23 protein-coding genes are annotated in these 23904 nt (G+C 65.2%); 10 read left to right on the forward strand and 13 right to left on the reverse strand.

Annotated features, from left to right (window positions below; translation table 11 throughout):
- The first annotated feature begins 1 nt into the window (after nt 1).
- Nucleotides 2-1507, forward strand: a complete 1506-nt coding sequence (locus ACYQ4T_RS05730) for a Ppx/GppA phosphatase family protein (RefSeq protein ID WP_459851322.1) — start codon at nt 2-4, stop codon at nt 1505-1507.
- On the opposite strand, the gene ACYQ4T_RS05735 is transcribed toward ACYQ4T_RS05730, so the two are convergent.
- Nucleotides 1504-2979, reverse strand: coding sequence for a hypothetical protein (locus tag ACYQ4T_RS05735; RefSeq protein WP_459851324.1), 1476 nt, complete (start codon nt 2977-2979; stop codon nt 1504-1506). The genes ACYQ4T_RS05730 and ACYQ4T_RS05735 overlap by 4 nt on opposite strands.
- A 3-nt stretch (nt 2980-2982) precedes the next feature.
- Complete coding sequence (gene rnd, locus ACYQ4T_RS05740) at nt 2983-4158, reverse strand: ribonuclease D (RefSeq protein ID WP_459851325.1); 1176 nt, start codon at nt 4156-4158, stop codon at nt 2983-2985.
- A gap of 158 nt (nt 4159-4316) precedes the next feature.
- Between rnd and aspS the strand changes: the two genes are divergently transcribed.
- Nucleotides 4317-6098: an aspartate--tRNA ligase gene (aspS, locus tag ACYQ4T_RS05745; RefSeq protein ID WP_459851326.1), complete on the forward strand. Its 1782-nt coding sequence runs from the start codon at nt 4317-4319 to the stop codon at nt 6096-6098.
- An 89-nt stretch (nt 6099-6187) separates the two neighbouring features.
- Entirely contained in the window at nt 6188-7228 is a 1041-nt protein-coding gene (locus ACYQ4T_RS05750) for an agmatine deiminase family protein (protein WP_459851327.1), read from the forward strand.
- On the opposite strand, the gene ACYQ4T_RS05755 is transcribed toward ACYQ4T_RS05750, so the two are convergent.
- Entirely contained in the window at nt 7225-8103 is an 879-nt protein-coding gene (locus tag ACYQ4T_RS05755) for a hypothetical protein (RefSeq protein WP_459851328.1), read from the reverse strand. The genes ACYQ4T_RS05750 and ACYQ4T_RS05755 overlap by 4 nt on opposite strands.
- A 130-nt stretch (nt 8104-8233) precedes the next feature.
- On the opposite strand from ACYQ4T_RS05755, the gene ACYQ4T_RS05760 reads away from it, so the two are divergent.
- Nucleotides 8234-8485, forward strand: coding sequence for a hypothetical protein (locus ACYQ4T_RS05760; RefSeq protein ID WP_459851330.1), 252 nt, complete (start codon nt 8234-8236; stop codon nt 8483-8485).
- Here ACYQ4T_RS05760 and ACYQ4T_RS05765 read toward each other — a convergent pair whose 3' ends face one another.
- The 3 genes from ACYQ4T_RS05765 to dapA form a co-directional block, all read right to left on the reverse strand.
- Nucleotides 8486-9352, reverse strand: coding sequence for a TauD/TfdA dioxygenase family protein (locus ACYQ4T_RS05765; protein WP_459851332.1), 867 nt, complete (start codon nt 9350-9352; stop codon nt 8486-8488).
- A gap of 4 nt (nt 9353-9356) precedes the next feature.
- Nucleotides 9357-9740, reverse strand: coding sequence for a hypothetical protein (locus ACYQ4T_RS05770; protein ID WP_459851333.1), 384 nt, complete (start codon nt 9738-9740; stop codon nt 9357-9359).
- A gap of 125 nt (nt 9741-9865) precedes the next feature.
- A complete protein-coding gene (gene dapA, locus ACYQ4T_RS05775) occupies nt 9866-10825 on the reverse strand; it encodes a 4-hydroxy-tetrahydrodipicolinate synthase (protein WP_459851334.1) in 960 nt (319 codons plus the stop codon).
- 323 nt (nt 10826-11148) lie between these two features.
- Here dapA and ACYQ4T_RS05780 point away from each other — a divergent pair, with 323 nt between their 5' ends.
- Entirely contained in the window at nt 11149-12279 is a 1131-nt protein-coding gene (locus ACYQ4T_RS05780) for a PQQ-dependent sugar dehydrogenase (protein WP_459851336.1), read from the forward strand.
- Between the two features lie 78 nt (nt 12280-12357).
- Nucleotides 12358-13035: a glutathione S-transferase family protein gene (locus ACYQ4T_RS05785; protein WP_459851338.1), complete on the forward strand. Its 678-nt coding sequence runs from the start codon at nt 12358-12360 to the stop codon at nt 13033-13035.
- A gap of 28 nt (nt 13036-13063) precedes the next feature.
- On the opposite strand, the gene ACYQ4T_RS05790 is transcribed toward ACYQ4T_RS05785, so the two are convergent.
- On the reverse strand, nt 13064-14038 hold the full coding sequence (locus ACYQ4T_RS05790; protein ID WP_459851339.1) for a helix-turn-helix domain-containing protein: 975 nt from the start codon (nt 14036-14038) through the stop codon (nt 13064-13066).
- 255 nt (nt 14039-14293) lie between these two features.
- Between ACYQ4T_RS05790 and ACYQ4T_RS05795 the strand changes: the two genes are divergently transcribed.
- The 3 genes from ACYQ4T_RS05795 to ACYQ4T_RS05805 are packed head-to-tail and all read left to right on the forward strand — an operon-like array spanning nt 14294 to nt 16538.
- Entirely contained in the window at nt 14294-15799 is a 1506-nt protein-coding gene (locus ACYQ4T_RS05795) for a methyl-accepting chemotaxis protein (protein ID WP_459851341.1), read from the forward strand.
- Nucleotides 15800-15823: 24 nt separating this feature from the next.
- Nucleotides 15824-16186: a hypothetical protein gene (locus ACYQ4T_RS05800; protein ID WP_459851343.1), complete on the forward strand. Its 363-nt coding sequence runs from the start codon at nt 15824-15826 to the stop codon at nt 16184-16186.
- Nucleotides 16187-16199: 13 nt separating this feature from the next.
- Nucleotides 16200-16538 (forward strand): hypothetical protein, encoded by a 339-nt coding sequence (locus ACYQ4T_RS05805; protein ID WP_459851344.1) that lies wholly within the window; start codon nt 16200-16202, stop codon nt 16536-16538.
- A gap of 37 nt (nt 16539-16575) precedes the next feature.
- Here the strand turns inward: ACYQ4T_RS05805 and ACYQ4T_RS05810 are convergent, their stop codons facing one another.
- Nucleotides 16576-18465 (reverse strand): ABC transporter ATP-binding protein, encoded by a 1890-nt coding sequence (locus tag ACYQ4T_RS05810; protein WP_459851345.1) that lies wholly within the window; start codon nt 18463-18465, stop codon nt 16576-16578.
- A gap of 204 nt (nt 18466-18669) precedes the next feature.
- Entirely contained in the window at nt 18670-19620 is a 951-nt protein-coding gene (locus ACYQ4T_RS05815; protein ID WP_459851347.1) for a LysR substrate-binding domain-containing protein, read from the reverse strand.
- A gap of 145 nt (nt 19621-19765) precedes the next feature.
- On the opposite strand from ACYQ4T_RS05815, the gene ACYQ4T_RS05820 reads away from it, so the two are divergent.
- Nucleotides 19766-20392: an FMN-dependent NADH-azoreductase gene (locus tag ACYQ4T_RS05820; protein ID WP_459851348.1), complete on the forward strand. Its 627-nt coding sequence runs from the start codon at nt 19766-19768 to the stop codon at nt 20390-20392.
- Between the two features lie 92 nt (nt 20393-20484).
- Here the strand turns inward: ACYQ4T_RS05820 and ACYQ4T_RS05825 are convergent, their stop codons facing one another.
- From ACYQ4T_RS05825 to ACYQ4T_RS05840, 4 genes are all read right to left on the reverse strand, one after another.
- The gene (locus tag ACYQ4T_RS05825) at nt 20485-21540 is read right to left on the reverse strand and encodes a sulfate/molybdate ABC transporter ATP-binding protein (RefSeq protein WP_459851350.1); all 1056 of its coding nucleotides are present in this window, start codon (nt 21538-21540) and stop codon (nt 20485-20487) included.
- A 12-nt stretch (nt 21541-21552) separates the two neighbouring features.
- Entirely contained in the window at nt 21553-22449 is an 897-nt protein-coding gene (gene cysW, locus ACYQ4T_RS05830; RefSeq protein ID WP_459852042.1) for a sulfate ABC transporter permease subunit CysW, read from the reverse strand.
- Between the two features lie 20 nt (nt 22450-22469).
- A complete protein-coding gene (gene cysT, locus ACYQ4T_RS05835; protein WP_459851352.1) occupies nt 22470-23324 on the reverse strand; it encodes a sulfate ABC transporter permease subunit CysT in 855 nt (284 codons plus the stop codon).
- Between the two features lie 76 nt (nt 23325-23400).
- Entirely contained in the window at nt 23401-23847 is a 447-nt protein-coding gene (locus tag ACYQ4T_RS05840) for an RrF2 family transcriptional regulator (protein WP_459851354.1), read from the reverse strand.
- Between the last annotated feature and the right edge of the window lie 57 nt (nt 23848-23904).

The following is a 23904-nucleotide window of genomic DNA, read 5'->3' on the forward strand; positions in this document are numbered from 1 at the left end:
CTTGACCGCATCGCTTCGGAAAGCCGCGGCCGCCGCCCGGGCCGCGCGGCCCGGCCGCGTGGCCGTGATCGACATCGGCTCCAACTCGCTTCGACTCGTCGTCTTCGACAAGCGCTCGCGCTGCCCCGTGCCGGTCTTCAACGAGAAGGCCCAGCCCGGCCTCGGCAAGGGCCTTGAGAAGACCGGCCAGCTCAATCCGGAAGGCGTCAAGGCGGCGCTGGTGAACATCGCACGCTTCGTCACGATGGCGGAGGCGATGGGCGTCGAGGAGATCGACATGCTGGCGACCGCGGCCGTGCGCGATGCCGGCGACGGCAAAGCCTTCACCGCGGAGATCGAGAAGAAGACCGGCCGCAAGGTCAGGATCGTCAGCGGCGAGGAAGAGGCGCGGCTCTCGGCGATGGGCGTCATCGCCGGCGTGCCGGAGGCCGACGGCCTGATGGGCGATCTCGGCGGCGGCAGCCTGGAGCTGGTCGCGATCAACAAGGGCAAGATCGGCCACCATGTCACCTTGCCGCTCGGGCCGCTGCGGCTGGTGGAAGCCACCGGCGGCGATCTCGACGCGGCGCAGAAGCTGATCGACAAGCAGTTCGAGAAGCTGGACTGGCTGGACGAGGTCAAGGGCAGGACGCTCTATCCGGTCGGTGGCACCTGGCGCGGCTTCGCCCGCATCCACATGGAGCAGAACGACTATCCCTTGCGCGTCATCCACGAATACCGGATGCAGCGTCGCGAGGCCGAAGACCTGGCCAAGCTCTTGAGCCGCCTCGGCAAGCGCTCGCTGGCCGATATCGCCGGGGTCTCGCGCCGGCGCATGGAGACGCTGCCGCTGGGCGTGCTGGTGCTCGAGCGCCTGCTGAAGTTGACCAAGCCCAGCCTCATTCTCTTCTCGGCCTACGGCCTTCGCGAGGGCTTCCTGTTCAGCCGATTGGACGAGGAGGCGAAGAGCGCCGATCCGCTGCTGGTGGGCTGCGCCGATCTGGCCGGCGCCGAGGGCAGATTCGGCCAGGTGATGGACCAGCTGGACGACTGGCTGCTGCCGCTGTTCCGCAGCGAAGGCCATGCCCGCGCGCGGTTGCGCGAGGCGGCCTGCATCCTCTCGGATATCGCCTGGCGCGAGCATCCGGATTACCGCGCCGAGCATGCCTTCATGCGCGCGCTGCGGCTGCCGGTCGCCGGCATCACCCATGCCGAGCGCGTGACGCTGGCGCTGATCCTGGCGATCCGCTACGGCGGGTCCGCCGACGCGACGGAGTTCGATCCGGTCCGTCACCTCCTGACCGAAGACGACATGGCCTTCGCCGCCCGGGTCGGCACCACGATCCGGCTCGCTTATGCCCTGAGCGGCGGCACCGAGCATATGCTGGGCCTGACCTCGATCGAGAAGTCCAGTGCGCGGCTGACCCTGCATCTGCCCAAGGGCGGCGAAGCCCTGTTCGGCGAGGCCATCCAGCGTCGCCTCGACGCCGCGGGCCGCGCCTTCGGCCTCGCGACCGCGATCGCCTAAGGCTGCTCGGTGCGATAGACGGTCCAAGGCAGGCCGGACAGTCCCCATTGCGGGAAGGATGCCTCCTTCCTGAAGATCCTGGCACAGCCGACCGTTGAAGTGTCGAGCGTCTCCGGCATCTCGGCGTCGTTCGAGCTCGAGAGCAACCACTGCGGCTGCTTGGCGCAGATTTCTGCGGTCGGCACGTAGGTCAACGGCAGGTGGTATCGCGTCGCGAAGAATTCGAGGATCGGCCGGTTGCGGACGTCCTGGTCGGAGGTGACCAGCACCGGCCCGGCGCCGGCGACCATTTTCATGACCGCGGCCGATTGATCGCGGCCGTCCCGCAACAGCCGCGAAACATCCGCCAGATTGCCGACCGCGATCGCCAGCAGCAGCGCCGCGCCCAGCAGCCGCACCGCGCCGCCGCGCGCCCAGGCCGCGGCGAAGAGGTCGGAGAGCACCAGCAGGAAAACCACCGCCGAGGCGAGGTAGTAGCGCGGGAAATGGATGTTCGGCAGCCGCGCTGCGAACATCGCGAGCGGCAGCACAACCAGGAAGATGATGTAAAGCGCCGCGGTGTTCGGCGCGCGGCGGCGCGCCCGCTGCCAACCGAAGATCGAGACCGCGGCGCCGATCGGCAGCGCAACCCAATCGGGCGCGGCATCGGGCAGGCCGAGCAACAGGTGCAGCATCCCGCCATAGCCGGCGACGAAGCCGGCGACGGTGAAGGGATCGGTGCCGGCGATGCGGTATCCTTCGGCGTGGAGCACGGCAAAGGTGATGATCGCCGCCACGGGGATGAGCAGCCGGACGGTCCAGGAGAAGGTGGCCTCGGTTGCCGCGATGACGCGCCGGATCGCGGCGAAGCTCGGCTTGCCGGACGGCCGGTTCATCCAGGCGCTCCAGAGGATCTGTCCGGCGATGCCGCCGAGCGCGATCGGCTGGAACAGGACGGCCGCCAGGTTGGCGAAACCCAGCCTGCGGCGATCGCGCGCCGAGCCCGCCGTGGCGCTCTCGGTCAGCAGGATCGCCAGCAGCGTCATCAGGATCAGGCCGGCATAGCCGCGGGCTTCCGAGCCGTAATTCACCATCGGATAGCTGACGGCGAACAGGGCCATCGCGCCCAGCACGCCGGCCGGGCCGGAACGCCGGAGCGCCAGGCCGGCGGCGGCGACCGCCGCGACGCCCAACAGGATCGACAGGGCGCGTTGCAGCAGCACCGGTGCGTCGGCGCCGACGATCCAGAGCCAGAGCGTGTTGAGATAGTGGTTGTTGTCGATCGCGAGGCCCCAAAGGAGGTCGTGGCGCGCTTCCACCTCGTCGATCAGCTTCAGGCTCCAGATCTCGTCCAGCCAGAGCTCGCCGTTGGCGCCGAGGATGCGCAGGATGAGAGCGAGCAGCAGGATCGCGCCGGCCGCGAGGGTGGCCGGCGTCGAAACTCGGAAGGGCAGGGTGAAGCGAGAGTCGACGGAAGCGGCGCCCTCGCTCAAGGGTCAGACCTCGATGATCTTGACGCGCTTGCCGGCCGCCGTCAGGGCGAGTTTGCCATGCTTCAGATTCAAGGCCTCGGCCCCGAACAGCTCGCGTCGCCAGCCCCCGAGGGCGGGAACGTCGGCATTGTCGTCGGCCGCGATCAGCTCGAGATCGCTGCTGTTCGCGACCAGTTTCTGCGCCACTTCATGCTGGTCGCAGCGGGTCTTGAGCAGCACGCGCAAGAGATCGATCAGCGGCCCCAGTCCCGGCGGCACTTCCGGCCGGGCCTCGAGCTTCGGGCACTCGCTCTCCGGCGTGTCCAGGCCGCGCTTCACCGCATCCAGGATCGCCTCACCCATGCGGCCTTCGGCGAAGCTTTTCGACAGACCCCTGCACCGGGCGAGCGCATCGGCGTCGCGCGGCGGATGGGCGGCGATCTCGACCAGGGTCTCGTCCTTCAAGAGACGGCTCCTGGGCACGTCGCGGCTCTGCGCTTCGCGCTCGCGCCATGCGGCGATCTCGCGCAAGACCGCGAGGAAGCGCGGCTTGTCGGAGCGGGTCTTCAGGCGCTGCCAAGCCTTCATCGGGTCGACGGTGTAGGTCGCCGGCGATTCCAGGATCGCCATCTCGTCGGCCAGCCAGGCCATGCGGCCGGTCGATTCCAGCTTTTTCTTCAGCTTCTCGTAGATGACTTGCAGATGCGTCACGTCGTCGAGCGCATAGGCGATCTGCCGGTCGGTCAGCGGCCGCTGCGACCAGTCGGTGAAGCGGGAGAGCTTGTCGACCCGGGCGTTGGCGAGCTTGCCGCAGAGCGTCTCGTAGCTGGCAGAATCGCCGAAGCCCGCCGCCATGGCCATCACCTGGCTGTCGGCGATCGGGGCGGGGACCTCGCCCATCAGATGGTAGAAGATTTCCAGATCCTGCCGGGCGGCATGGAAGACCTTGACCACGTTCCGGTTCTTCAGCAGCTCCAGCAGGGGGCCGAGGTCGAGGCCCTCGGCCAGGCTGTCGATCGCGGCGGCCTCGTGCGGCGAAGCGACCTGGATCAGGCAGAGCTGCGGCCAGAAGGTCTTGTCGCGCAGGAACTCGGTGTCGATCGTGATGTAAGGCTCTTGCGCGAGCCGGCTGCAAAGCGCTGCCAGACTTGCGGAATCGGCGATCAGGACCCCGCCGTGGGGCTTTTGCTGTACGTTCATGGGCCAAGCTATAACGCCTTTTGCCGAGGGCTCAAAGCGATACGGGCGGATACCCGTCCCCGGGCGCCCGCATGGGCCGAAACCCTTGACAAAGCGCGGTTTCCCGTCTCTTTTGCGCCCCGATTCCAGCGATTTTCCCGTTCAGAAGGACCTCAGCCATGCATCCCTACCGCACCCATACCTGCGGCGCCCTTCGCGCCGCCGATTCGGGGTCCGTGGTGCGGGTCTCGGGCTGGGTCCACAGGAAGCGCGACCACGGCAACCTGGTCTTCATCGATCTGCGCGACCATTACGGCTTGATCCAGTGCGTGCTCGACATCTCCAGCCCGCTCTTTAAGGCGGTCGAGCCGACAAAGCTCGAGAGCGTCGTCACCATCACCGGCAAGGTGGTGAAGCGCACGGCCGAGACCATCAACCCGAAGCTCCCGACCGGCGAGATCGAGATCCAGGTCCAGGAGTTCCAGCTGCAGTCGGCGGCGGACCAGCTGCCGATCCAGGTCAACAGCGACGAGGATGCCGGCGAGGAATTCCGCCTGCGCTACCGTTTCCTCGACCTGCGGCGCGAGCGCGTGCACAAGAACATCCTGCTGCGCGCCAATGTGATCGCCTCGATCCGCCGCCGCATGGTCGCTGCGGGCTTCACCGAGTTCCAGACCCCGATCCTGACCTCGTCCTCGCCCGAGGGCGCGCGCGACTACCTGGTGCCGTCGCGCAACCACCCGGGCAAGTTCTACGCCCTGCCGCAGGCGCCACAGCAGTTCAAGCAGCTGCTGATGGTGGCGGGCTTCGACCGCTATTTCCAGATCGCGCCCTGCTTCCGCGACGAGGACGGACGCGCCGACCGCTCGCCCGGCGAGTTCTATCAGCTCGATTTCGAGATGAGCTATGTCACGCAAGAGGACGTCTTCAACACGATCGAGCCGGTGCTGCATGCCGTGTTCGAGGAATTCGCCGGCGACCGCACCGTCTCGCCGCTGCCGTTCCGCCGCATTCCCTTCGTGGAATCCATGCTGCGCTACGGCTCCGACAAGCCGGACCTGCGCAACCCGATCCTGATCTCGGACGTCTCGGAAGTTTTCCGCGGCTCCGGCTTCGGCATCTTCGCCAAGGCCGTCGACGCTGGCTCGGTGGTGCGCGCGATCCCGGCGCCGGGTGCGGGCACCAAGCCGCGCTCCTTCTTCGACAAGTTCAACGAGTGGGCCAGGGAGCAGGGCGCGGCGGGTCTCGGCTACGTGATCTTCGAGGCGGGCGGCGGCAAGGGCCCGATCGCCAAGAATCTCGACGAGGCGCGGATCGCCCAGCTCAAGGAGGCGACCGGCTGCAAGGACGGAGACGCCGTGTTCTTCGCCTGTGACAAGAAGGCGGTAGCCGAGAGATTTGCCGGCGCGGTCCGCACCAAGCTCGGCGAGGACCTGGCGCTCATCAATGCCAAGCATTTCGAGTTCTGCTGGATCGTCGACTTCCCGATGTACGAATACAACGAGGACCTGAAGAAGATCGACTTCAGCCACAATCCCTTCTCGATGCCGCAGGGCGGGTTGAAGGCCCTGAACGAGCAGGATCCCTTGACCATCAACGCCTATCAGTACGACATCGTCTGCAACGGCGTTGAGCTCTCCTCGGGCGCGATCCGGAACCATCTGCCGGAGATCATGTACAAGGCCTTCGAGATCGCCGGCTATCCCGCCAGCGAAGTGGAGAATAAGTTCGGCGGCATGCTGAACGCGTTCAAGTTCGGCGCACCCCCGCATGGCGGCTCGGCGCCGGGCATCGACCGCATCGTCATGCTGCTGGCGGAAGAGAAGAACATCCGCGAAGTGATTGCCTTCCCGCTCAATCAGCGCGCGGAAGACCTTCTCATGCAGGCGCCGGCGGAGGTGCCGTCCGCTCGGCTGAAGGAGCTCCACCTGAAGCTCGATTTGCCTTTGGTCAAAAAGTAAGACAGACTCCGGCACCCTCGAGCGGCCGCCCAAGAGCCGCCGGGCATTGGGATCGGCTTTCTGCGGATCAACTGCGACTGACTGGATCGATGTCGAATCCTTTCGACGACGGCTTCACGATGCCCGCCGAGTGGGCGAACCACGCACGCTGCTGGATGGCCTGGCCGGCCCGGGATGAAGCCTGGGGCGACCATATCGAAGCGGCGCGCGAGGCGGCGGCGGAGATCGCCAACACGATCGCGCAGTTCGAGCCGGTCAGCATGGTGGTGAAGCCGAAGAACGTGGCCGAGGTCTCGCTGCTGACCAAGCAGGGCGTCAGCCAGGTCTCGGTGCCGCATGACGATTGCTGGATCCGCGACATGGGCCCGGTCTTCGTGACCTCCGCCGATAAACAGGTCGCCGGCATCGACTGGAACTTCAACGGCTGGGGCCATCGCTATCCGGAATACGACCGCGACAACGCGGTCGCCGAGCAGATCCTCGAGAGCCTGAAGATGCGCCGCTACGACGGCGACCTGGTGCTGGAAGGCGGCGCGCTCCATGTCGATGGCGCGGGCACCTTGCTGGTCACGGAAGCGGTGCTGCTCAATCCCAACCGCAACCCCGACAAGACCCGCGAGCAGATCGAGGAGTCACTGATCCGTCATCTCGGCGTGAAGCAGGTGATCTGGCTCGGCGAAGGGTTGCAGGACGATTTCGGCGGCGGGCATGTGCAGAATCTCGCGCGCTTCGTGAAGCCGGGCACGGTCCTCGCACTCACCTGCAGCGACAGCGCCGACCCCAACCATCGGGTCCTCTCCGACAACCTGGCGCGATTGAAGGCCTCGAAGGATGCGGCGGGCCGCGATCTGGAGATCATCGAAATCGAGCAGCCGCGGCCGCAATTCGACGCGGAGGGCCGCCGGCTGGCGCTGTCCTATGTGAACTTCTACCTGCCCAACGACGCCGTCATCCTGCCGGCCTATGAGGACGGCGCCGCCGACAAGAAGGCCTATGACACGATCGCTAGGCTCTTCCCCAAGCGCGAGGTGATCCAGGTCCCGGCGATCGAACTCGCCTATGGCGGGGGCGGGATCCACTCGATCTGCCTGCCGCAGCCGGCCGGCAACGCGGCGCCAAACTTCGGTTAAGGAGCCGTGGAGGTTCGATCGGGTTGGCCAAACCCGTACTCTGCCTTCTTTTTCTCGGATTCGAGTCTCGCGTGGTCTGCGACCCGGTTCCAGAAACCCGCGCGGCATTCGGAAGCCAGTTCCTCCCAAAGAGCGCGATAGTCATCGCCATCCGTGAGTTCGAACTCGCGCGGCGGGAGCGGCTCGTGGTTCAGGCGATGGCAGAGGTCGATCACACCTCTGAATTTGTAGGCACCCATAAAGAGATAGAGATTGCGCGGAAGCGCATATCCGAAGAAGTCCGCGATCATCTTTTGCTGCGAGTCATCCAGATCTCTATCACGCATCTTCTCCGCTATCTGCCGGTCGACGGCATTGCGCCATTCGGCAATCTCGGCTGCCGCCACCGGCTGAGGTCTCCCAAGCTTACTCGCCCAATAGCCGAGGTAGAACCTGACGTCCTTCTTCTTAAGCAAGTTCGCATCTATCATCGAATTGATTTCATCGAGGTTGCTCAAGAAATCATCGAATGCGTCGCGGACGTAAGCACCAACGCGTCCGTATTGCGGACGCCCTTTGACATTGTGGGGGATCAGAGCCGCAGCACACCAACCCACGCTGATCCGCGCGTATTCAGGCGTGGCATTCGGCTTATTCGCATTCAGGTGAATCCATCGCAGTGAGTAGTCGAGCATGACCATTGCATTCATGCTGAGTGGAGATGCCTTTATCTTCTCCCACGCGCCGGCGACGTATTCCTTTCGCTTCCAGGCCTGATCCTTCCGGTATCGACTAAACCCTATCCAGAAAGCCGTGATCGCACCGGCATAGCCGAGAATGTCGATGGCGTTGCCGGTCGTGAAGCAAACAGCAGCAAAAAGCGATCCGTCGCACATGGCATCCCCCTGCTCATTCCGTTATATACTACCATAAGATGTAGGCGCGCCGCCAGTGGCGAGAGGAGGTATTCGGCGCCGCGCGGGCATGCTATATTTCCAGACCTTGCAACCAGCCGTGGGCTCGCGCATGCAGGGAATCGACGACATGCAAGGGGTGCTGCTGAACCTCCTGGCGCAGGTCCAAAGCAATCTTTCGCCCGCGCAGATGGACGAGGTCGATCGCCTCGTCAGCGCCGGCCGCCACGCCCAAGCGGTGGAGACGGTCTGCCGCTTCTCCCATGACGGCCGCCTTCCCTTGCCGATGCACGCCAGGGCCATGGTGTTCAAGCTGGCCGACCGTCTCGGGATGGATCCCGCGCAGCTCGGGCTGCTGGATTAGTCAGGCCGCGCGTTGCGCGACACCCGCGGGCGCTTCACCGGCGGTGGTGGTGCGGTAGAGCAGGCGGCGGTGGCCGTCATAGTCGTTGACCGCGAGATGCATCAGGCAGCGGTTGTCCCACATGGTCAGGGTGTTCGGCGACCAGCGGAAGCGGCAGCAGAACTCCGCCCGCACATTATGCTGGTGCAGATAGTCGAGGATGGGCTTGGATTCCGCTTGCGTCATGCCTTCGAAGCGCTGGGTATAGACCGGGTTGACGAAGAGGGCCTTCCGGCCGGTGACCGGATGCACGCGCACCACCGGATGCAGCACCTCGCGGTCGGCGCTGGGGTCGTTGCGCACCATCCTGATCGACTTCGAGACCGGCACGTCCGGGTTCGGGCCCATCGTGCCGTGCGGCCAGCCGGTATGCACCGCGCGCAAGGGGTCGAGCAGCGCCTTCATGCCGTCGGAGAGCGCCTCATAGGCGAGATATTGGCTGGCCCAGATCGTATCGCCGCCGACCGGCGGGATTTCGACCGAATAGAGCAGGGTGGCGGCGGGCGGTTCGGAGAGGAAAGAGAAATCGCTGTGCCAGGTCCCGCCGAAGGTGGAGATCTTCTTCTCCGACGCTTCCTTCAGCACCGCGATGACGTCGGGATGCGAGGCGACGCCCTGCACATAGGGCACCCGCAGCACGCTGCCGAACTTCCGCGTGATGGCGAGCTGGTCATCGAGCGTCAGGTCTTGGTCGCGGATGAACAGGACCGAGTGCTTGGCTAAAGCGTTCTGAATGGCGGCGATCTCGCCCGCATCGGCGGTGCGGAGATCGATGCCGCGGATCTCGGCGCCGAGATCGGGGGTGACGGGGGTGATGTTCAACGGCATTCTTCTAGTTCCCAATGTCGGTCCAAAGCGGCCAGTACGGAGCCTGCAGAACGACCCCGGCGTAGAGCGCCGGCGACAACAGAATCGTTGCTATCGCCAGCTGCATCGCCAAGCGTGGCCGGCGGTCGCTGAAGATTGCGGACGCACACGGAAGAGCGAGGGTGGGCAGTATCGCGGCCAAGGCAAGCCAGTAGACGACATCCCAGTTTGCTGGATTGAAGGCCGGCCAGTCGTTGATGAGGACCTCCATTCCAGCCCAGCTGGCGATCGAATCGCGGCTATGCTGCGCGATAGCCGCGGCATCACTCAGCATCCGCCAGAGCAATGCCGCGACCGCAATTGCGATCCACCAGGCGACATACCGCAGCGTCAGGCCCAGTCTCGTCATCGGTCTATCCCGAAATCTTTGATCCCGGTTTCAACGGCGAAATTATAGGGGCTGCGTGGCGCGAAAAGAAGCGCCTCCCCCCTTTCGGGGAGAGGCAGTTTCAGGGACGCGAGGGAGAGGCAGAATCAAGCGGCGCGGGTAGTGCCGTTCCAGCGGCCGATCTCGCGGTCGATGCGGGCGGCGAGTTGCGGGGTCACTGGCGTCATCGGCAGGCGGACTTCCGGGCTGTCGATCAGGCCCTGGCGGTAGAGCCAGTATTTGACCGGCGCCGGGCTCGGCTCGGCGAACAGCAGCCGCGGCAGGTCGGAGAGGTCGTGCCAGAGCTTGAGCGCGGTCCGGGTGTCGCCATCGTCGCGATGGGCGGCGTGGATGGTCGCAAAGCGCTCGGTCTCGACATGAGCGGACGCGAGGATGCCGCCATCGGCGCCCTGGGCGAGGGCGACATGGAATTGCGCATCCTCGCCGCACATCACCGCAAACCCTGCCGGCTTGCGGCGAATGAGGTCGAGGCTCTGCGCCGGATCGGTGCAGCAATCCTTGATGCCGATGATGGTCGGAATCTCGGCCAGGCGCAGCAAAGTGTCGTTGGCGAGGTTGACGCCGGTCCGATAGGGGATGTTGTAGATGAGGATCGGATGTTCCGCCGCCTCGGCCAGCCGCGCGAAGTGCTGGTAGAGGCCCTCCTGCGACGGCCGCACATAGGACGGGCAGGAGACGAGATAACCCGCGACCGGCCAGTGGGCGATGCGGTGGAGCTGCTGCTCGAGCTTGCGCGTGTCGCTGCCCGAAACGCCGAGATAGATCGGCAGCAGATCGCCCAATTCGTCGGCGGCGATGGCGGCCAGGCGCTCCATCTCGCGCTCGTCCAGCAGCGGGCCTTCGCCGGTGGTGGCGCCGAGCACCAGCCCGTCGACTGGGCGGGCGGAGACCTGGCGCAGCAGGCGTTTTAGCGAGACTTCGTCGAGCAGGCCGTCTTTCATCGGCGTGACCAGCGGCAACCAGATGCCGCGGATTTCCGAGCGGGTGGAATCCGAAACCACCCGCTGACTACTGGGTGGGATCGCTATCGTGGTGGGGTCGGCCATGGCGCTGTCCTCCGCTTGTCTTGCCGGAGGAGTGGGGCAAACAAAAACCCCGCTCGATCCGGCGGGGTTCTCACTGGTCCTGCTATGTCTGCGTTTTTAGCGCAGGCAGCATCCAGCGGCCCCCGGGGAGGGTCGCTTTTGCCACATAACGCAGGTGTGCCGCAGATCGCTCATGGCCCCAGTATCGGGGCGCTGCGACATTCTGTCAAGGAAGCTGTCCGAAATTTCAGCGAGATATGCGGCCGCGCCTGGATCTCCTCACGGAAACTTTGCTCGGCGCGGGCGGTTCTTTCCGCTTTGATCGCCTTTTCAGCGGGGAGGCCATGATGCGTCGAACGATCTTTGCGACCTTGGCGGTTCTGCTCATTGCCCGACCTGGAGCAGCCGAGAGCATCAATGCCGGCGGCCGCGATTCCAGCGAGACCCGGCCCTTCGCGGTCGATGCGGTGGCGGAGTTCGACACGCCCTGGGCGATCGCCTTCCTGCCCGATGGGCGGATGCTGGTTACCGAGAAGCCGGGGCGGATCTTCCTGGTGGCGCAAGGTGGCGAGAAGACACCGATCAGCGGCGTGCCCGAGGTCGCGGCCTCCGGCCAGATCGGCCTGCTCGACATCGCCGCGGCGCCGGACTTCGCGGCGAGCAACCGCATCTACTTCACCTATACCGAGGCGGCCGACGGCGACACCCGCCTGGTGCTGGCGCGCGCGACCTTGGCCATGTCCGACGGCGCCGCGCAGCTCGCCGATGTGGCGGCGATCTGGCGCCAAACGCCGGTCGGCGGGCGCGGCCATCCCGGAGGCATCATCGCCTTCGACCCGGCGGGCCAGCATCTCTTCCTCACCGTCGGCGAGCGCCAGCTGGGCAAGCCGGCGCAGGATCCGCAGCAGGCGCGCGGCAAGCTGCTGCGCCTCAATCTCGACGGCTCGTCGCCGGCAGACAATCCCAACGCCGCGCAGGGCGGCGTGCCGGGCCAGACCTGGACATTGGGACATCGCAATCCCTACGGCCTCGCTTTCGCGCCCGATGGGAAACTCTGGCTGCATGAGATGGGCCCGCGCGGCGGCGACGAGCTCAACCTGATCGAGCCCGGGAAAAACTACGGCTGGCCGGTGGTCTCGAACGGCGACAACTACGACGGCTCCAAAATCCCGCGCCATGCGACGCGGCCGGATTTCGCCGCGCCCTTGCTCTACTGGAATCCGGTCATCGCGCCGGCGGGGCTCGTCTTCTACGAAGGCGCGATGTTCCCGCAATGGCGCGGCTCGGCGCTGATCGGCGGGCTCGGCGCCGGCGTGCTGGTCCGTGTCGCCTTCGCAGACGGCCAGCCGGACGAGGTGGAGCGCTGGGACATGGGTGCCAGGATCCGCGACGTTGCCGTCGCCCCCGATGGCGCGATCTGGCTCATCGAGGATGACGATCCTGGTCGGCTGCTGCGGCTGACGCCGGCGCAGTGAAGGCAGCACTCCTCCTGACAGACCCTGTCAGGCCGCCGATGTAGGCTCCGGGCTTTTACAGTCAGGGGAAGCTGCGTCATGGCTGAGCGTATTCTCTATGTCGGGCCGCTGAGCCTGTTCTCGCGCAAGGTGGAGATCGCACTGCGCGAAAAGGGGCTGCTCTATGCGCGGGAGCTGGTGGCCTTCACCCAGGCGAAGGGGTACAGCCCGAAGCATCCGGCGGTGGCCGAGGCCAATCCGTTGAAGAAGGTGCCGGTGCTGGTCGAGGGCGACCTCACCCTGTTCGATTCCACCGTGATCCTGGAATATCTCGAGGATGCCTATCCGGAACCGCCGCTTTATCCCAAGGGTGCCAAGGCGCGGGCGAAATGCCGGCTGGTGGAGCTGGAGGCGGACGAGATCCTGTTCGCGCCGGTGCGCAATTTGCTCTACCGCACCGAGCCGCCGCTCGCCGACGGCGCACGGCAAGCGGCGCGGGAAGAGGAGGGGATCAAGGCCGATCAGGAGATCGACCGGCAGTTCGCCGGCTTGGATGCGCGGCTCGCCGCGCGCGACTATTTCTGCGGTGCGTTCAGCGTCGCGGATATCGGCATGTTCGTGACGGTGCTGTTCACCCAGCGCCTGAAAGGCCCGCGGGTGTCCGCGCACCCGCGGCTTGCGGCCTGGTATGCGCGGATGCTGAACCGGCCGTCCTGCGCCAAGGCCGCGGAGGAGATCGCCGCGGCGGATCGGGATTTGTCGCCGGACTTGAGATGAAGCTCAAACGATCCTACGGACCGGCCCCTCAGGCGACGGCGAGGTCCTCTCGTCGCCGCATATCGGACGGGCGGTCCCCGAAGGCCTTCTTGTACTCGCGGCTGAAATGGCTCGCATCGGCAAAGCCGCAGGCAAGAGCGATTTCAGTCACGGAAAGCTGCGTCTGGAGCAGCATGTCTCGGGCGCGCTTCAGCCGGATCTTCCGCGCGAATTCCTGGGGAGTATAGCCCCGGCTTTGCTTGAAGGCGCGAAAGATGCTTCTTGCGCTGGCCCCGGCAACACCAGCGAGCTCATCGATGCTTACCGGCTGGTCCCAGTTGCTCTCGATATAGGCCTCCACGCGCCGTACCTGCCGCGGCGCCAGGGTCGGCGTCGGACGTTCCAACTGGGCGCGGAAGTCGCGGCATGTGCCGGTCAGGAAGGCGGTGATCAGCGTCTGCTCGAGCTCGCCGAACACGATTCGTGCCGGCTCGCCCGCCATGGTCCCGGCCGCGTGCACGATGCACTCCAGCATGCGGAGCATCACCGCGCTCTCCGGCTTGTCGAGGTCCACGGCGGCGTCGAAGTTCAGCTCTCCGGAAACCGGTTCGCCGAGCAGGACCGAGAGTCTGCGAACGAGGTTCTCCTTCGGTATGCGCCAAACGAACTGCTGGAAATCCTCGCCGAAGTCGATTGAGATGGCGCCGGTCGATATGCAGGCTTGGGATTTGGTGACAGCGACCTCTTCTTGTCCGAACCGGGTTGCCCCGCTGCCGCGATGATTGATCTGTATCCTGACGAAGTCGTTGTCGGGAAAATCCAGGCTGAGCGGAATTCCATAGGAGCAAAACCACAAGCCGCTGTTGGGTAGCGCGAAATGCCTTGCCTGGACGTCGACATCATCGGTATCGGCGGAGAGTTTTGCGATCCTGGCAGACAGCGCCCCTTCGACGAGTTGCCCCAAGCTGTCGAGATCCGAGCAGGCGAAAGCCGGATAGGCCGCCAGAGGCTGAGCGGAAGCCATGAGTCTCTATTCTCCGAATTTGAGACGCTGATCCTGTGTCAGACAGGTTGCTAACCGGTTAACAGCCGGGCCTGGCACCGGGCCCGCACACCAAGTTGCGTCCGTATGTCTCAGAACGTCCCGGCATTGCGCCGGATGAGACGGAAAAGACTGGCAGGCGAGTTCAAACCCTGGCGCTCGGCTTCACGCAATTCGGCGCGCAGATCGCTAGCTTCGTCCGGAATGATGGACATTCCACCAACGCGAAGGACGAAAATGCTCTCCAATCTTCTATCAGGACGTGACACGGCCGCTCTGCTGACCGCTTTGGACAAGTCCCAGGCGATCATCGAGTTCAAGCCGGACGGCACCATTATCACCGCCAATGCGAATTTCCTCAATGCGCTGGGCTACACCCTCGACGAGATCAGGGGGAAGCACCACAGCATGTTCGTCGAGCCCGGCTACAAGGACAGTGCCGATTATCGTGAATTCTGGGCGCGCCTCGGCCGCGGCGAGTATCAAGCCGCGCAGTACAAGCGGATCGGCAAGGGCGGGAAGGAGGTCTGGATCGAAGCTTCCTACAACCCTCTGCTCACCAAGGGCGGCAAGACCTTCAAGGTCGTGAAGTTCGCGACCGATGTCTCCAAGCAGAAGGCCGAGTATGCCGACCTGCGCGGCAAGGTCGACGCGATCGGCCGTTCCCAGGCGGTGATCGAGTTCAATCTGGACGGCACCATTATCAGCGCCAACGAGAATTTCCTGAGCACGCTGGGCTACTCGCTTTCGGAAGTGCAGGGGCAGCACCACAGCATGTTCGTTGAGCCCGCCTTCCGACAGAGCGCGGAATACCGCGAGTTCTGGGCGGCGTTGAAGCGCGGCGAATTCCAGGCGGCACAGTACAAGCGCATCGGCAAGGGCGGCAAGGAAGTCTGGATCGAAGCCTCGTACAACCCGATCATGGATCTCAACGGCCGTCCCTGGAAGGTGGTCAAGTTCGCGACCGACCTGACCAAGCGCAAGGAAGCGAACCTGCTGCTCGCGCAGCAATTCGAGGATGGGGTGAAGACCCTGGTCGAGAAGGTGGCGCAGTCCGCCCAGCATATGGAAAGCACGGCACAAGGCCTCGCGGCGGCAGCGGAGCAGACCAACCAGCAGTCTTCGACGGTCTCGGCCGCATCCGAGGAGCTGGCGGCGTCGGTCACGGAGATTTCCCGTCAGATCGCGGAATCCAGCCGCGTCGTAGGCGTTGCCGTGAGCGAGACCCGGAAGTCCGAGGAAATGGTCGGCTCCCTGGTGCATGCGGCGCAGAAGATCGGCGAGGTCACGCAGATCATCAATGATATCGCCAGCCAGACGAACTTGCTCGCCCTCAACGCAACGATCGAGGCCGCGCGCGCCGGAGAGGCGGGCAAGGGCTTCGCCGTGGTCGCGAGCGAGGTGAAGAGTCTTGCCAACCAGACGGCCAAGGCGACCGAGGAAATCGCTATTCAGATCAAGGGCATTCAGGACTCCAGCCATACGACCGCTGCGGCAATTCAGCAGATCGGCCAAGTGATCCAGCAGGTGAGCGAGATCAGCACGTCCATCTCCGGCGCCGTCGAGGAACAGTCGGCGGCCACCAAGGAGGTCTCCGCCAACATCAACGGCGTGAGCAGCGCCGCGCGGGAGACGGGTGCCAATTCGTCGACCGTGCTCAACGTCGCCCAGGCGCTGACCGGACAGGCCAGCAATCTCGAGGTCCAGGTCGACGACTTCCTGAAGAGCGTGCGCGCCATGTGACGCATCAAGCGAGGAAACCTGGGAATGGGCAATGTAAGGCTACTGCGGGTGGTGCCTGCGCCGAACCGTTGCGCTTCCGACCGCCAGCGGCTTGCTCAAAAGCTGTTGGACGCAGCCGACTGGATCGAAGGCAGCCTGGCGGACGGCGACGGCTACGTGCGGGAAGATGCTGTCGCGGTGCTGCGCTGGTCGGCGGGCTTTCTGCGCCGACCGGCGATGCGTGAAGACGACCTCGCCGGCACCCTTCGGGTCGTCCGGAGGGTCCTCCAGGACGCGATCTTCGCGCCGGGAGACGACGGGAATGGTCTTATACCCGGTCGGACAAGCGCAAAATCGACGCGCTCTCGAATGGCGGCAAGCACTCGGAATCTGCAGGCGGTACGATAGAATGCATAGGAAAATGGAACAGCGCATCGAGCAGGTGTCGACGGAGCGGGCTGCGAGGCTCTACGCCGGCATGATCGCCCTGTCGGATCGGGTCGGGGGCACGGCGGTCTTGCCAGAAGAGTGCGTGCGTGCCCTTCGAGAACTTGGCTACGCGCTGACGCGATGTTCCCCCGACGGGGAGGGTAGATTGAGGCAGCTGCAGCTGCTCAAAGTGACCTTTCCTCTCCTCGAGGAGATTGCCCGGTATCTGGCATCGCGATACCGGGACGAGGCGGCAATTCTCTTGCGATTGGCTTCGGGAATGCTGGCGGACGCGTTTCCGAAAGACCCGCTTCCGGAATCCAAGCTGTAGTTCGGCGCCGAACCCGCTTTAGTCTCGGCGATTCCCGCTATTCCGCCGCGCTCATCTCTTCTTCGGCGGGCCGGGCGATGGTGCCGTGGCCGATGCCGTCTTCGATGAAGCCGCCGGACTGGCGGTGCCAGAGGCGGGCATAGGCGCCGTTCTTCTGCAGCAGCTCGGCATGGGTGCCGGCCTCGACGATGCGACCCCCATCCAGCACGATCAGCCGGTCCATCCGCGCGATGGTGGAGAGCCGGTGCGCGATGGCGATGACGGTGCGGCCTTCCATCAAGCCGGCGAGCTGCTCCTGGATCGCGGCTTCGACCTCGCTGTCGAGGGCGGAGGTGGCCTCGTCCAGCACCAGGATCGGCGCGTTCTTGAGGATCACGCGGGCGATGGCGATGCGCTGGCGCTGGCCGCCGGAGAGCTTCACGCCGCGTTCGCCGACATGCGCCTCGAAACCCTTGCGACCCTGCCAGTCTTCCAGCTTCTCGATGAAGTCGAGCGCGTGCGCCTGACGCGCGGCCTCGATCGCCTCGGCTTCGGTCGCGGCGGGGCGGCCGTAGCGGATATTGTCCAGGATCGAGCGGTGCAGCAGTGAGGTATCCTGGGTCACCACCGCGATCTTGGCGCGCAGACTCTCTTGCGTGACGGTGGCGATATCCTGGCCATCGACCCGGATGCGGCCTTCCTCGACGTTGTAGAAGCGGAGCAGCAGGTTGACGAGCGTGGACTTGCCGGCCCCGGAGGGCCCAACCAGCCCAACCCGCTCGCCCGGCCTGATGACGAGGTCGATGCCCTTCAGGAGTCCGCGCGCGGTGCCGTAGCCGAAGCGGACCTGCTCGAAGCGGACTTCGCCGCTGGTCACCTTCAGCGTGCTGGCACTCTCCGGATCGGCCATCTGGCGCGGAACCGCGATTGACTTCATGCCGTCCTGCACCACCCCGACATTCTCGAAGATCGCTGTCACGTTCTGCGCCACCCAGCCGGCGATGTTGGAGATCTGCCAGGTCAAGGGCAAGGCCATGGCGACCGCGCCGACGTCGATCGCGCCCTGGACCCAGAGTCGGATCGCGATCGTGCCGGTGCCGACCACCATGAGGGCGTTCAAGGTCACCAGGGTCAGCGAGAAGCGGGTGATCATGCGCTGCTGGCGGTGGAAGGCGTCGGTATGCTCGTCCACCGCCTGCTGGACGAAGGCGTCCTCGTCGCGCGGGCGGGCGAACAGCTTCACGGTCAGGATGTTGGTGTAGCTGTCGACGATGCGGCCGGTGAGGCTCGAGCGTCGTTCCGACATCTCGCGCGAGCGTTCGCGCAGACGTGGCACGAAGTAGCGCAGCATGCCGGCATAGGCGACGAACCAGCAGGCCATCGGGATGGCGAGGCGCAGGTCGTTGGAGGCGGTGAGGAAGATGGCGCTGCCGCCGTAGACGAAGATGTACCAGACCGCGTTGGTGCCGGCGACGACGCTCTCTCGCAAAGCCGGCCCGGTCTGCATCACCCGGTTGGCGATGCGGCCGGCGAAGTCGTTCTGGAAGAAGGTCCAGCTCTGCCGCACCACATGCCAATGGCTCTGCCAGCGGATCACGTTGGTGAGGCCCGGCGCGATCGCCTGGTTGGTGAGGAGATTCTGTAGCAGCAGCACCGCGGGACGCGCGATCAGCAGCACGCAGGCCATCAGCACCAACTGGTGCCAGTGGTCACGCAGCACCTCGGTCGGCGGCAGGGTGGAAATGAGTTTCACCAGCCGGCCGATGAAGACCGGGATCGTGGTGTCCAATGCGGCAACCATGAAGCCGACCACGAACAGAGCAATGACCAGCCCCTTCGCTTGCTTCGCGAAGTGCCAATAAAAGGCGCCGAGCCCATCCGGCGGGGTGGCGTCAGGCGGCAGCTTGGTCGGCTGCAGCAGGTCTTCGAAGAAACGGAATATGGCCATCGGCCTGTTTCTAAACTGTTCGGTGCGGGCAAGGCTTCAGTGCGCGGCGACCGGTCGGAGCAGCGGTTGAAATCGTTCTACGGCGCGAGGGGCAAAGACTACGCGCTTTCCCGAGTCGCCAGGGTTGCGGAAGACGCGGGGTGGGGGTGCAGCCAGCGGGAAGGTTGGAGATGGTTTGCGGCAGAGGACGTTGATCGCGCAGACTTAATCCGCGACCGGCTCCAGCAGTGCGGTCGCCGCAATGGGCGCGCTGTCCTTCTTCTCCTTACGCATGTGCTTTGCCAGGTAGTCGATGAAGGCGCGCAGCGAGGGCAGCATGCCGCGGTGGCTGAGATAGACCGCCTGGACCGTGGCGGAGGGCTTGCTCCATTCCGGCAGCACCGTGGTGAAGCAGCCGGTCTTGACCTCGTCGCGGCAATAGAGTTCGGGAAGAAAGGAGAGGCCGATGTGATTGAGCACGGCGTCGCGCAGCACGGCGAAATGGTCGGCGGCGAGGCGCGGGGTCAAAACCAGATTCTGCGTCTCGCCGCTCTGGTTCTCCAATCGCCAGCGCACCAGTCCGTCGGCGTTGGCCATGCCGACGATCGGCAGGGTCTCGAGATCGCTCGGCTGCTTGGGCTTCGCATGGCGCTTCAGGAAACGCGGCGTTGCCACCAGGCTGGCATCGGCGACGCCGAAGCGGCGGGTGACCAGATGCGGATCCTCGTCGCCCGGCATCCTTACCCTGAGCGCCAGGTCGAAGCCGTCCTCGGCGAGATCGACGCGGCGGCTGGTGACGACCAGGTTCAAGCGGATCTTCGGATACTTGGCGAGGAAGCCGGGGATGATCGGGCTCAGATCCCGATCGGCGATGCCGAGCGGGGCGGCGACTTTCAGCAATCCGCTGGGCTCGGCCCTGAGACTCTCGGCCGCATCCTCGGCGGCGTCGGCGGAAACCAGCAGGTCACGGCAATGCTGGTAGTACATCCGCCCGGCCTCGGTAAGGGTGACGCTGCGGGTGGTGCGATTGAGCAGGCGCATGCCGAGCCGGGCCTCGAGCTGGGCGATGTGGCGGGAGAGCCGCGACTTCGGGATGCGGAGCGCGCCCGCGGCGGCCGAGAATCCGCCGTGCTCCACCACCTTGGCGAAGAAATAGAGCTCGTTGAGGTCGCGCATTGGTTCGTTCCTGGCCGTCGGCCCGAAGATTGTCCCATGGATGGAACAATGCGTTCCGATCCCGCCGGCTAATTCTAAGCCCGTTCCGAGGCTATCTCCAAGCCATGGCGGTTGCCCGCCTTTGCACCCTGAGGGGAGATGACCCATGAAGATTCTGCATTTGGATTCGAGCGTGCTCGGAGAGAACTCGGCGTCGCGGGCGCTGACCCGCAATGTGGCGCAGGCCTGGCGCTCGGCGGCGCCCGATGCCGTGATCCGCTATCGCGATCTCGGGGCGCAAGCGCCGCAGCATCTTTCGCCGGATTTTTTCGCGATCGGCGCCGTGCCGGAGGAGCAGCGCTCGGCGCAGCAGAGCTCGGAGCTCAAGCTCTCGGATGCGCTGATCGAGGAATTCCTGGCGGCCGATGCGCTGATCATCGGCGCGCCGCTCTACAACTTCGCCATTCCCTCGGGCCTCAAGGCCTGGATCGACCGCGTCATGGTTGCCGGCAAGACCTTCCAGTATTCGGCGCAGGGCCCGGTCGGCCTGGCCGGCGACAAGAAGGTCGTCATCGTCGCGACCTCCGGCGGCAAGTATGAGGGCACTCCAGTCGATGCCGCGCATATCGGGCATTTGCAGATGGTGCTGAACTTCGTTGGCGTGAAGGACATCACGGTGGTCCGCGCGGCGGGGCTGAACATGGGCGCGGAGAGCCGGTCTGCGGCGCTCGCAGCAGCCGAGGCGCAGATCGCGGCGCTGTTCGCCGGCGAGCAGGCGATCGCGGCGGCTTAGTTTTCTCTCTCACGTCATGCGCGGGCTTGACCCGCGCATCTGGTGTCGTCTGCGCGAGATCGCCGGGACAAGCCCGGCGATGACGCTTCTAGCTATCCAGCCGCGAACACCCGTGCGCCGCTGAAGGTCAGCGACACCTCGGTGCCCGGCGTCAGCAGCAACTGGCGGCTGGCGTCGTGCGGCAGGTCGGCTTCGATCTGGGTCTTGGTGTCGCGGCGCTGCAACTCCACGCGAATGCCCGGACCCGCCGTGAAGACGTGGCGGATGATAGCCGGCAAGCCCGGCTCGTCCGGTGCGCGCAGGGTGATGTCGTGCGGACGGACGTAAGCCAGACCCGGCAGGTCGCGGGCAGAGGGGAATTCCGGCGCCGCCACGACCAGGGGGCCGACGCGGGCATGGCCATCCTGGATGCGGCAGTCGAAGCGGTTCACATTGCCCATGAACTCGTAGACGAAGGCGGTTTCCGGGCGGTGATAGACGTCGTCCGGCGTGCCGACCTGCTCGATCTTGCCTTCGCTCATCACGGCGACGCGGTCGGCGAGCTCCAGCGCTTCCTCCTGGTCGTGGGTCACGAAGACGCTGGTGAGATTCATCTCGTCATGCAGGCGGCGGAGCCAGCGGCGCAGCTCCTTGCGCACCTTGGCATCGAGCGCGCCGAACGGCTCATCCAGCAACAACACCGAGGGCTCGATCGCGAGCGCGCGGGCGAGCGCCACGCGCTGGCGCTGGCCGCCGGAGAGCTGGCTCGGGAAGCGCTGGCCCATATGCTCGAGTTGGACCAGATGCAGGAGCTCGTCGACGCGGCGCTTGATCTCAGGCGGGCTCGGGCGGGTCTCGTGCGGCCGCACCTTCAGCCCGAAGGCGACGTTCTCCGAGACCGTCATGTGGCGGAACAGCGCGTAATGCTGGAACACGAAGCCGACCTTGCGCTCGCGGAGCGCTACGCCGCTCACATCCGCTTCGTCGAAGCGGATCTCGCCGCTGTCCTGGCTGTCGAGCCCGGCCATGATGCGCAGGAGCGTGGTCTTGCCGGAGCCCGAGGGCCCGAGCAGCGCCATGAACTCGCCGCGCTCGATTGTCAGGCTTACCCCCTTGAGGGCTTGGAAATTGTTGAAGGTCTTGGTGACGTTGCGGGCTTCGAGACTCATCTGTCTCTTCTCCTAATGTCCGCGCGACAGGCGCTGACCCATGCGCCATTCGAGGATGCTCTTGCCGACCAAGGTCACGAGTGCCAGGAGGGCGAGCAGGCTGGCGACGGCGAAGGCGCCGACGAAGTCGTATTCGTTGTAAAGAATCTCGACATGCAGCGGCATGGTGTTGGTCTGGCCGCGGATATGACCCGACACCACCGAGACCGCGCCGAACTCGCCCATGGCGCGGGCGTTGCAGAGCAGCACGCCGTAGAGGAGGCCCCAGGCCACATTGGGCAAAGTCACCCGGAAGAAGGTCTGGAAGCCGTTGGCGCCGAGCGAGGTCGCCGCTTCCTCTTCCTCGGTGCCCTGTTCCTGCATCAGCGGGATCAACTCGCGGGCGACGAAGGGGAAGGTGACGAAGATGGTCGCCAGCACCAGGCCGGTCACGGTGAAGATCACCTTGATGCCCATGGCGGCGAGCGTCGGCCCGAACCAGCCATGCGCGCCGTAGAGCAGGACGTAGATCAAGCCGGAGATCACCGGCGAAACCGAGAAGGGGAGATCGATCAGGGTGATGAGCAGGCTCTTGCCGCGGAACTCGAACTTGGCGATCGCCCAGGCGGCGCAGAGGCCGAACACCAGGTTCAAGGGCACGGCGATGCCGGCGACGATCAAGGTGAGACGGATCGCCGACCAGGCGTCGCGGTTGGAGACCGCCGAGAGATATTTGCCGATGCCGTCGCGCAAGGCCTCGACGAAGACCGAGATCAGCGGCAGCACCAGCATCAGCGCCATGAAGGCGAGCGCGGCACCGATCAGCAGGATCTTGGCCCAGACGGGATCGGTGGTGCCGGTGTTCACCGGCCGCGGCGCGCCCACCTTGCTCGAAGGTAGCTTGCTTGTGGACGGCGCGCTGGCCGGCATGGAGAAGCTGGTTTCCGCGTTCATCCGCGGTCCTCGTGGCGGCGGGCCCAGCGCTGCAGCATGTTGATCACCAGCAGCATGATGAAGGAGGCGATCAGCATCACCACCGCAATGGCGGCGGCGCCGGCATAGTCGTATTGCTCGAGCTTGGTCACGATCAGGAGCGGCGCGATCTCCGACTTCATCGGCATGTTGCCGGCGATGAAGATCACCGAGCCGTATTCGCCGACCGCGCGGGCAAAGGCGAGGGCGAGGCCGGTGAGCAGGGCCGGGAAGATCGAGGGCAGGATCACCATGCGGAAGTTCTGCCAGCGCGTGGCGCCGAGGCTGGCCGCCGCGTCCTCGACCTCGCGGTCGAGGTCGAGCAGCACCGGCTGCACCGTGCGCACGACGAAGGGCAGGCCGATGAAGATGAGCGCGATGACGATGCCGATGGGCGTGAAGGCAACCTTGATGCCGAGCGGCGCCAGCAGGCTGCCGATCCAGCCGTTCGGCGCATAAAGCGAAGTAAGCGCGATGCCGGCGACGGCCGTGGGCAGCGCGAAGGGAAGATCGACCAGTGCATCGACCAGCCGCTTCAGCGGAAAGTCATAGCGTGCCAGCACCCAGGCGACGATGAGGCCGAAGCCGCAATTCACCAGCGCGGCGACCGCCGCTGCGCCGAAGGAGAGCTTCAGGCTCGCGACGACGCGGGGCGCGGTGACCGCCTTCCAGAATCCGTCCAGGCCGAGCTCGGCCGGGCGCAGCAGCAAGGCCGCCAGCGGCAGCAGGACGATGATGCTCAAATAGACCAGGCTGTAGCCGAGCGTCAGGCTGAAGCCCGGCAGCACGCTGGGTCGCTTCCAGGCAAAGGTGCGGGCAGCAACTGCCGTCATCCGGCTTCGGCCTCCAGCCGTGAAATCACATTAACTCTAGTCAATAAGTAGTATTAGCGAAACCGGTGAGAGATAATCATATGCCGGCGCCCTCGACAAGTTCCGTGCTGCTTTTAACCATGACGTCGGCCAGGCTGGTGTTGTCGAGGATTCTTGCTGTCGAATCACGGACTTGCAGCATGACTCGGCGGATTTCGCAGGTCTGCTCGTTCTCGCAGTCGTCACAGCGGCGGTAAGCGGTGCGGCTGGCGCAGGGGAGCTGGGCCAGCGGTCCGTCGATGATCCGGATCACCTGGCCGAAGTAGATGTTGTCCGGGGTCTTGGCCAGGGCATAGCCGCCCTTCTTGCCACGATAGGAATGGACCAGGCCGTGACGCTTGAGGTCGAGGAGGATCAGCTCCAGAAATTTCTTGGGCACCGATTGCTGGTCGGCGATCTCCGAGATGAAGACAGGGGTTTCCGGCTGCGCTTGTGCCAAGTAGAGCAGGGCGCGCATGGCGTACTTCGCTTTTTGGGAGAGCATGCGATTATTCTCTATTAATTCTATAGAGTATTAATGTAACCGCGCCGGATCGTCAAG

This window comes from Dongia sp. agr-C8 (assembly GCF_054658695.1).